The 10,009-nt window shown below is 39.6% G+C and carries 6 protein-coding genes; 2 read left to right on the top strand and 4 right to left on the bottom strand.

Translation table 11 applies throughout. The features are described 5' to 3' along the window. Positions 1-1,040: ribosome small subunit-dependent GTPase A (gene rsgA, locus D791_RS08575; RefSeq protein ID WP_036510258.1), on the bottom strand; the 1,040-nt coding region annotated here is incomplete at its 3' end. A gap of 597 nt (positions 1,041-1,637) precedes the next feature. On the opposite strand from rsgA, the gene D791_RS08570 reads away from it, so the two are divergent. Both D791_RS08570 and D791_RS08565 read left to right on the top strand, forming a co-directional pair. Further along, the gene (locus D791_RS08570; RefSeq protein ID WP_036510255.1) at positions 1,638-3,662 is read left to right on the top strand and encodes a DNA phosphorothioation-associated putative methyltransferase; all 2,025 of its coding nucleotides are present in this window, start codon (positions 1,638-1,640) and stop codon (positions 3,660-3,662) included. Positions 3,663-3,670: 8 nt separating this feature from the next. Then, positions 3,671-4,786 carry a cysteine desulfurase family protein gene (locus D791_RS08565; RefSeq protein ID WP_036510252.1) on the top strand — a complete coding sequence of 372 codons (1,116 nt, stop codon included), beginning with the start codon at positions 3,671-3,673 and terminating at the stop codon, positions 4,784-4,786. Between the two features lie 24 nt (positions 4,787-4,810). Here D791_RS08565 and D791_RS08560 read toward each other — a convergent pair whose 3' ends face one another. The 3 genes from D791_RS08560 to D791_RS08550 are packed head-to-tail and all read right to left on the bottom strand — an operon-like array spanning position 4,811 to position 10,004. Further along, positions 4,811-5,707, bottom strand: coding sequence for a phosphoadenosine phosphosulfate reductase domain-containing protein (locus D791_RS08560; protein ID WP_036510249.1), 897 nt, complete (start codon positions 5,705-5,707; stop codon positions 4,811-4,813). Beyond that, the gene (locus D791_RS08555; RefSeq protein WP_036510246.1) at positions 5,704-9,066 is read right to left on the bottom strand and encodes an ATP-binding protein; all 3,363 of its coding nucleotides are present in this window, start codon (positions 9,064-9,066) and stop codon (positions 5,704-5,706) included. Before D791_RS08555 ends, D791_RS08560 begins: the two co-directional genes overlap by 4 nt. Beyond that, a complete protein-coding gene (locus D791_RS08550) occupies positions 9,063-10,004 on the bottom strand; it encodes a DUF4007 family protein (RefSeq protein ID WP_036510243.1) in 942 nt (313 codons plus the stop codon). Before D791_RS08550 ends, D791_RS08555 begins: the two co-directional genes overlap by 4 nt. Positions 10,005-10,009 lie beyond the last annotated feature (5 nt).

Genomic DNA, 10,009 nt, shown 5'->3' with positions numbered 1-10,009 from the left:
TAATCAACGCTTTTTTTGGTTTTTAGTGATTTAACCGTCTTTACCATCTTACTGAATTGCCGCTCCTGCGCACGTTTTTCGTGAAGAGATGCCGTGTTTCGCATGTGCTCAACACTCAGTTTCTGGTAGTTGGTTAATCGCCGAGGGTCCAATCGTCCTTGAGCGATAGCCAGTTGGACGGCGCATCCTGGTTCACCTAAATGTTTGCAGTCATTAAAGCGGCATTGGTTGGCTAACGAATCAATGTCTGCAAACGTTCGGCGAATACCCTCATCGCAGTCTATAAGCTGGAGTTCCCGCATACCTGGTGTATCAATCACTACCGCACCAGCAGGGATGAAATGCATGGAACGTGCCGTGGTCGTGTGCCTCCCTTTGCTATCATCACTTCGTATGGATGCAGTTTTTTGTCCAGTATTGCCCATAAGCCCATTAACTAACGTTGATTTACCAACACCAGATGAACCGAGAACCGCCAAAGTGCGTCCGGCTTTACACCATTGTTGCAGTGTATTTATGCAACTAGTGTCTAGCGCATTAACCACTTCGAACATGAGCATGGGGTCTAGGTGCTTAACTTGCTGTAGATAGCTTTCGACATCCGTGCATAAATCCGCCTTGGTCAATACCAATAAAGGTTCTGCTCCAGCATCGTGGGCTAATGCCAGGTAGCGCTCTATGCGATTTGAGTTAAAATCGTGATTTAAAGAGCTAACAATCATCAGCGTATCAACGTTGGCAGCAATAAGTTGCTCGGCAAGTTGGCTACCGGCGGCTTTGCGTTTAAACAACGACTTTCTTTCCAGCAATCGGATAAAGCAGCCTGCCACATCCAATAGTATCCAATCACCAATAGTTATGTGTGGAAAATTTGGGGATGTCATTAAATGACAAGATCCCTTCTCCGTCATCAATTCATAGCCATTACGATGATGAGCAACCACTCGGGCGATACGAGTATTTTCAAATTCCTGCAAACTCAGTTGCTGTTGAAAAAAAGCCTGCCACCCCAGGTGATGTAATGTTGAGGGTAAGTTCATTTCATTTCCTTCCGCGCACAGTCACATACTGCACACACAGTAAAAAGGGTAAGGAACTCTGCAGAAAATTAAGGCAAACCGTTGTAATCGGTTATCAGAGATCCCGGGTCATAAACACCGGGCAAAGGCAGGTTAAATCAAAAAGAGAAAGGTTTAGCTTACTCAGCAGCCTTCGCCGGGTAGGAATTTATTACAATCATCAAACTCTCCTTCTTGGATTAAAAACACACAAAAAGTATATCAGCAGTTTACGGAAAAAACAGTATTTATGAGGCGCTTGATCAGGGTGAAATCTCAGCAACTCGGCGTTTTTCAAGATTTTTGGCTCCTCCCACAAAAAATAATGGACACAAAATGTACCGCTTTAGTCATGCACTATTAAGGCTCTGTAGGATTTCCGACGTGAGATCCCCCCCCTGTAGCCAGCTTAATTCGAGAGACACTGTCTCCCGAATTGGAAAGACTTGGTAAAAACTGCACATGTTGAACAGGTTAGTAATACCAAAGCCTTTGCCAATCTGAAGTAAATAGAATGCACATGACGAATTTGGTAACATGAAGCACTATGAAACGACGAATTTAGTAGGTAGTTAACCCATGGACGCTAAGCTCTTTCAAGAATTAGTCAAAGCACTTAAGATTGGCAAGACCCTACCTGATGCTACTTACTTGCACAAAACTGCTTTAGAAAAAGCTTCTTGTGAGTTATTCACTCTTTGTTCGAATGTTGCAAGAGCCCTGAAAGTCGATACCACTGAGTGGGATCTGGTAAAACTCTTTCGTAAAGAGTTCAAAGTTGCATTCTTGTCCTACCCTGATTTTTATAATGAGAGCTACCCCTCTTTAAAACAAAGCATACTAGTTGATCTATCCAAACTCACAAGTAAGATAACTAGCTATAAAGACTCAGACAATCCGCCAATTCTTCATCGAAAGGAGCTAATGGTTTCTGTTGACGACCCACTGAGAGAGCATTTTGAATCTCTAACTAAAGAAGGTGAGCTGGCAGGACTGTATGCAAACCCTTTCAAAATCGGCTTCAAGCAAACTTGGGAGCGCTTGATTGAACAAAAGGGTTATAACCTAAAAGATGGCCGCATCATCAAGGTTAATGGAGATATAGCGCGCGGTAACTCATACGATGAATTAAAAGTAGATAGACATCTAACAGCAATCATTCGTTACGAGCTATCGACACCCTTCAAACTCTTAGCAAAACATAACTTCTTAACAGGCGATTACACCATTTTCGACTACGGTTGCGGCCGAGGCGATGATCTAAGAGAACTAGAAGCACATAGCCTAAGCGCAACAGGCTGGGATCCAAACTTTAGACCTGATGCAGAACTAGTTGAAGCTGATATCGTTAATATTGGTTTTGTTATCAATGTTATCGAAGATATTGATGAACGAATCGAAGCACTTCAACGCGCTTACTCATTAGCAAAGAAGTTTACAGTTGTTAGTGCCATGGTTGCTGGCGAGTCTGTGATTTCAAAGTTTCAACCCTATCGTGATGGGGTATTAACGAGTAGAAATACATTTCAAAAGTATTACACCCAAGGTGAGTTAAAAGTTTTTATAGAGCGCACACTTGATACTGACTGTCTTGCCATCGGCCCTGGTGTTTTCTTAGTCTTTAAAGACAAGCTAGAAGAACAAAACTTTCTCTTAAATCGTAATCAACGCACTCACCACTGGAACCATCTAACGAGCGACGAAAAACGTGGCGGATCACATGAGCTTGTATTTGTTAAATATAGAGAACTTCTTGAGCAGCTTTGGAACAAATGCCTAATCCTTGGACGGCTCCCAGCATCAGATGAATTTGATCAGTTTGATGCGTTAGAGGAAAAGGTAGGATCTCCAAAGAAAGCATTGCAAATTATTAACTCTGTATCAGATATTTTGGAGCTAGAAGTCGCTGCGAAGAATCGAACTGAAGATCTAGTTGTTTATTTTGCGCTAAATCTCTTCAGTGGAAGACCGAAGTTCGCAACGATGCCGGAAAGGCTGAAGCGCGATATCAAAGCATTCTTTGGAACCTATCAATCTGCCATTCAAACGGCAACTGAAGCCTTATTCGCTATCTCGGACACGGATCTCATATCGGAAAGTTGTCTATTAGCGCACTCACAACTGCCGTCTTCAGATTACAGACCGAATAAGCATCTGATATTCCATGAAAAATACTTAGAAAAACTGCCATATTCTTTAAGAATTTACGTCGGCTGTGCTGCTCAACTTTTTGGTGAGCTTGATGATATTCAACTGATTAAGATTCATATCCATACAGGCAAGGTTAGCTTTTTAGGATATGAAGGGTTCGAAGACACTCCTCTTCCTCTATTAAAAGAACGTGTTAAGGTTAAGCTAAGAGAGCAAGATGTTGATTACTTTGACTATGTAGAACCTTACAATCCCCCTCTTCTATACTGGAAAAGCAAGTTCATAGATGAATCCTTTTCAGATTTCAAGAAACAAGTTAGTTTCGACAAAAGGCTAGCTAAAACTGGTATCATTGAACCTTCAAAAGACTACGGTCCAAAACGCATAGAGCTTGATAGTCTTCTAAAGGATCAAGGTCTTGAAGTTCGAGGGTATCGTTTTTATTCCATATAGGCTTGATGATGATTTACTTTGATTCCGCTGCATCTTATCCATTGCTCGACGATGTTAAACAAGACATGTTGTGTTCTAACGACATCCTTTTTGCTAATCCATCGTCTTCACATCAGCTAGGGGTTGAGTCATCTGAAATTATTGAACACAGCCGTCAGCTAATCGCAGATGCAATTAATGCCCTCCCAAGTGAAATTATTTTCACTAGTGGCGCAACAGAATCAAACAATCTTGCAATCAAAGGCCACTTTAGCCAGCCTGACTATCAATCTAAGAAACATATTATTATCTCTGCATATGAGCATAAGTGCGTTCATGCAATCACTGACTTTTTAGTTAGAACTTCAGGTGTTAGTGTTTCCGTAGTTAAGCCAAATTGTGATGGTATCGTATCTTCACAAGCTGTATCAGAGCTAATTAGGCCCGAAACATCACTTGTATCCGTTATGCATGTTAATAACGAGTTAGGGACTGTGAATCCATTGAAGGAAATCGGTCAACTTTGCTATGAGCACAACATTCGCTTTCATACCGATGCAGCCCAAAGCTTTATGAAAAAGATGATGGATGTTGATGAACTGAACATCGACTATCTATCAATCTCAGCACACAAAATAGGTGGACCCAAGGGTGTCGGTGCCATTTACATCAGAGAGAGAAGGAATCTTATGCTTGAGCCAGTTATACACGGAGCAGGCCAGGAAGATGGGTTACGAGGCGGGACATTAGCGACTGTTCTGATAAAAGCATTTGGAAAAGCGATAGACTCGTTTCCTCGGAACTATGCTCATATCATTGAACAGGACTTTAAATGTCACCTCATTACACTCTTACGGGATCTAAATGTGCCTTATATTGTAAACGGTCACAGCATACCATCCCTACTTTCAGTCACTTTACCAGACACAGATGTTCAATCTCTCATGAGGTCTACTCAAGATCAATTTTCTCTTGCTGTTGGTTCAGCATGTTCCTCAAAAGAAATTGAAGCATCACATGTTCTGACTTCGATCGGTCTAGATAGAACAACGGCTGATAAAACCTTGCGTTTAAGCTTTCATCATGGAAATGAGTACACTGATATCGAACAACTTGCAGTTGAAATTAAAAAGTATACTCACTAAAGCTAGTAGTCAGTAAGGTACGTATTACTTGTAGCAAGTAATACATGCCCCCCCACCTTCAGCAAGATCATAAACTTCGTCAAGCTCGGTCATTGTACAGGCAATGATGTTGGGGTCATGCAAAGCATTACGTCTTTTTTTCTTATTAAATCTTTCAATCTTCTTTTGATGGTTTTCAATAATTTGTGCTCTTCGTTCAGGATCCTCAAGCGTCTCAAGAGGCTCCCCCTTACCCATCCAATAGAAACGTTCACCGACCGTTGAGTTTGAAGCATCACCTTTTTCAAATTTTTTTGCTTGCTCAAAGAGATCTGGATGATGCTCCATCAACTTTATCCATTCAATTTTTTGCTGATAAAAACAGAAGGAGCAGCCTGAGCGGGAACGCCACTTATAGTATTCAGGTAAATCCAAGCCGTTACGTCGAAGGATGTTAATGATATCAGATTTGACGATACCATCATCTCTAAAAGGCATAACAGTTTCTATAGGCTTTTCAATGGTCATGAAACCTGTTCTATGTGGTTCATCAGCCCTTATACCCACATAGTTTTTTATCGAATAGCCTTGAGCGATAAAGCCATCGACCCATTTTTCAAAAGGTTTTAACTTAAGCTCAACTGTGCACCAGCGATCACGTTGGGATGGCAAGTAATTTCCATTCTTTTTAAGAAAAGAGCTGAATTCGACTTCCCCCCTACCCTCAATTCCGCTAAGAGATCTAGAGTTGAGTCTATGAATATAACCAAGCTTTGCTTCTAACTTGTCAATGAAGTCATTAGTCTCAGGCAACTCATAGCCTGTATCAGTGAAAAAATACTCAATCTCAAGCCCAGGTCGTGTCTCTTTCATATAGAGCGCAAGTGCACTACTGTCTTTGCCACCAGACAGGCCAAGTACGTGTTTCACCTTATCATTCATAACTCTATCTCAGTTCCAAGAGGAAGCATTTCAGTTGTTAAAAGTTCAGTTAAAACTCTTACCCGTTGTGCATTAGTTAGTCCTTCGAGTGATCTACGAAGTTCATCTTTGACTGGTAAAACTTCATTATGAGTCGATGAATTTTGGTCTATAAATTGTTCATATTCGATAACATTACCAGAAGCTTGTTGGAGAATCAGTGCTACGGGTAACAATCCACTTGATGATGCCTTTGAAGAAACAACAACGAAAGACTCATATCTCTTAAACTGTGTGCATAAGTTACGAAGTTTATCATAACCATCGCTGATTTTTTCATCAGTCCAACTATCTTTTCTTACACCAATTACAAGAGCCATCAATTCATCAAAATGATGATTGAAACCGGAATGATCACACCACTTTTGGAGTCTTTTAGCAAAGTTTTCAATTTCCGGTCTACTTGCATTCTTAACCACTTCTGCTGCACGGCGTGACAAATCTTCATTAGGCTCACTATTCAAAAGATCAATAATGGTTGACCTAAAATGGTTTGAGACAATCAAATCGAGCTCTTGAAGTGAATCGATACTAGCTTTTAGAGACTGAGCTAAATTTGCATCACCAAAAATCGATGGGATATCCTCTAGAATCAATTTATAAGGATCTTTTGCCGATAACACTCTATCTCTAAATCGTTTTGCTTGCTGACTTAAATGGTCTGCGTCACCAGCCCGAAATAAATTATGACCGGATGTGCGCTTTACCCATGATGGTAATGCATGAATACGCTGAACTAGCGATCTAGCTGTTGCAAGAATAGACTCTTCAGGATTATCGGAAGAGGCAGAGGCAACTTGTTTAACTAATGAGAGATCAGTTGCGGCTAGCTCGTAAAACTTAACCGCAGCCTCATGGGGGTGCTTCCAAATTTTATTAACGAGTTCTTGATCGAGGCCCGGTATGTAGATCCAATCTTTCGTAGAATCAAAATCGTAGAAAGCCAGATTAGATTCCATTGACTTCAAAAGAGCCATTGCATAAAGCTTGCTAAGCCCTAACGTCAGTCCAAAAGGTGCTTTCATCCAAAGATCATATAGCTCCTTAACAACAACCAGCCCGTCGGAATTTTTGATGAAGTCAACACCTGATTTCCATAACTCATACGCTAATCGTTGCTCTTCATCTAAACTATCACCATCAGCTAGATTGAACCAATCGCCTGCGAATGAGTACTCAGAGTCTGGGGTATGCCATCCTTTGCTCTTAAGACAGCTAAAATAGATTCCTTTCTCTGGTGGAAATGTATTCTGAGGAAGCCCTAAATCAGGGTCTCGGTCATTCTCAAGTATTGCTAAAAGAAGCTTATTTAAGGCAGAGTTAGATGTACCTGATATTTTCATTCTGTTAATCAACTCATTCTGAACAGGCGGACAGCGAGAGTAGATTTGGTCTGCTATGTTACTAGCAAGTGCACTTAATGATCGGCCAGAAACTCGTTGTCCTTTGTAAACCCAATTAGATTTATTAAGGACAGATGACAATGCATTGTCTATGTTGAGGAAACTAGTTTTAATCCTATTTTCAATTTCAGTTCTAGCAATAGGATCTCTGTTTAGTTTCTCTTCTTCCTGCTTATAAAGTTTTTGTAAAGCAATAAGCTCAATCGCAACCACTTCTAGCTGGTCTATAAAAACAGGATCAGCTACAACAATAAAGTCATTATCGTCAAACCGCTCTTTAGCAGCACGACTCAAAGCTCTAGATACGGGTACAACAAAGTTAACGAATGGACTCCCACTAACACCCGTAGGCACTCTTACGTCTTCAAGTTTAGAGACAACCTGCGTATCAGCCCAACGCATTACACCTTTTTGATGATAATGTGAGCTGGCCAGTATCAAGTTTTGATTAGTACAAGCTTCTGTCCAGTCAACACTACCTTTGACTCTGTCGATCCATTCAATGACCAAGCGATTTATATCAAGATCGCTGGCTCTAAAAACTTGATAAGAGTTTAAGTTATGTCTGAAAATAATAATGGATTTCGACTCTAAGAGTTGTAATGCTTCAGAGACTTCATCTCTTGAACAGTTAAATTCAGGTAGAGATCCTATGTATTCGATAATGAATTCTTTCGACGCAAAAAACTTACCTGGCTGTCCTACTAAGGTCAGTAAAGCAACAAGCTGTGTGATAAAACAATGAACATCATTGCCAATGATTCTTGAACGCTCAACGGCATCACAGGCTTCAATCCACCCTTTACCATCTGAAGAGACAGTAATGATGTGACCTAAGTTATGATAGAGATAGTCCCAAAGCCTATTAACTCTGTATAAGGGTAAAAAGTCATCATCTTCTGAGGCGTTAGCAATAAAATGTCTAAAACCATACTGCTCATGTGTCGCTATAAAGCTGAAGAGACTTCTTTCATTTTGAGAAAAACTGCGCTTTGAAATTGGCCCTAAAAGAAGAGCGACTACTGGATCTAAAGGAAGAACTTTAAACAGATCAGCAGAGTTACGGATTTTAAAGAAAGAAGATACGAGGTTTATAGTGTCTTTATGTTCAAGAACAAATTTGGATTGAAGATCATCAGCAACATTGAAAGAGTTAGCGATTAAATGAAGCGACTCTTCGATACTTGGATTAAAAGAATAATCTTTGAATCTACCTTGTACTTTACCCCACTCATTTTGAGTCTTCGTATCACGACCTTTTGCATATGCTGAAAAAGACTGGTGCAAAAAACCAATAATAATTACATTATCATAGCTTTGAACCAAGTCAGCTAATGATTGAAAAAAGTGAAGATCACCACCGTGTGTAGACTGGTAATCTAATGCCTTTCCTAACTCATCAAGAATAATCAAGACACCATCATGTTTACTGATTTTTTGATCTAAAGCGCATTTAATAGCCTCTAAGCAAGCAGCCTCATCATTCAGTGAGCTTGCCAAGTTATTAGCATTAAGAGAGTCTAGAATTGACTGCGTAATTGATGTAACAGGTGACGATAAGCCGCACAAATGTTTAACTACAGCCCATCCTTTTTCACTATTGAAAGCAAAGTCATTAAAGAGATCATTCAAAAGTAAACTTGAAAGCTTTGAAATAGCTTTAGATCTAACTGATGGATCAGTATCTAATAAACAGTTTAGAAAAAGTGCTAAGGTTGATTTTCCGGCTCCGTAAGGCCCAGTAATAGTAAATGCACGCTGTTTCGAACCGACAATTTCAGAAGATAAATTTTCTAATATTCTTAAGATTGAACCATGTGCAATAAAATGATCTAAAAAAAGGACAGCATCAAAATTTTCTTCTGAAACCCTAGCTGATGATTTAAATTGGTTATTTACATCAATACCCTGAATCATTTTTTTGCACCGTAATAGTCATCTAAATCATCTAGCGAACGTTCCAGAAGTACATTCGAAATAGTTACTTGTTTTAAGCCAAGAGAATCAACCCATGAAATATCAGAAGAGGTATACTCAACAGCCTGATCCAATAAATGGCCTAGCGCACTTTCTGAAAGTCTAAAAATTCTTCCAGGTGATAGAGGTTTAGTCAAAATATCTTCAAAGCTGATTACCGTAGAACTATTCATACTACTCTGCTTATTGAAAAAGCATACTAATGCGTAAATAAAGACTTGAATGGGCAGTGTCGGACGCTCATCAAGATCAGATTGATAAAATCCACGCCCTAGATCGACGATAAGTCCCAACTCAGAAAGTGGTGACGTAAAGTAGTCTTCATCAATCATTTTATATCGAGATTTAGAGCTTCTTAAATTTTGACGTGAATAAGTCGATAAAAAACAGTCAACGTCTTTTTTAATAGTTGCTAGTTTCAAATTATCCGAAGAAACCAACCTCAATACATTCTGATCAATCTCTTCGATAAATCTTGTTTTTTCAAAATATACTGAATTTGAGTAATTAAAAAAATATCGGTAAGAAGTCAAATACTCGTCATCGAAATTAAGTAAAAAATGAATTAACCATAGCGACCCAATATCCTCTAAATAAGGATCCTTACCATTCTTGACATCAAAGATATACCGTCCTATGTCTGTGACCTTTTGCTTAGACTTTCTATCTTCAATGTGAAGAGATATGACCTGACAAGATTCTGCCCAATACTTAATGGCATTGATCATGTTTTTACCAACACCTAATTTGCTGATTGCATCCTTGACATGATCACCATCTGAAGATAGCAACCCGTTGTTATCAATGTGATTAATTGCCTTAAACAGCCATCCATAACGTAATGGAAACGTATCATGACCCGTAAACTTAGCTTTCATTCTTA

The organism is Nitrincola nitratireducens (assembly GCF_000585235.1).
Taxonomy (GTDB): Bacteria; Pseudomonadota; Gammaproteobacteria; order Pseudomonadales; family Balneatricaceae; genus Nitrincola; species Nitrincola alkalisediminis.
This window is presented reverse-complemented; position numbering and strand designations above follow the sequence as displayed.

Bases quoted from the DNA above. Each gene is read 5' to 3' on its own strand.
- D791_RS08565 (WP_036510252.1), top strand. From the start codon at position 3,671: ATGATTTACTTTGATTCCGCTGCATCTTATCCATTGCTCGACGATGTT.
- D791_RS08555 (WP_036510246.1), bottom strand. From the start codon at position 9,066: ATGATTCAGGGTATTGATGTAAATAACCAATTTAAATCATCAGCTAGG.
- D791_RS08570 (WP_036510255.1), top strand. From the start codon at position 1,638: ATGGACGCTAAGCTCTTTCAAGAATTAGTCAAAGCACTTAAGATTGGC.
- D791_RS08560 (WP_036510249.1), bottom strand. From the start codon at position 5,707: ATGAATGATAAGGTGAAACACGTACTTGGCCTGTCTGGTGGCAAAGAC.
- D791_RS08550 (WP_036510243.1), bottom strand. From the start codon at position 10,004: ATGAAAGCTAAGTTTACGGGTCATGATACGTTTCCATTACGTTATGGA.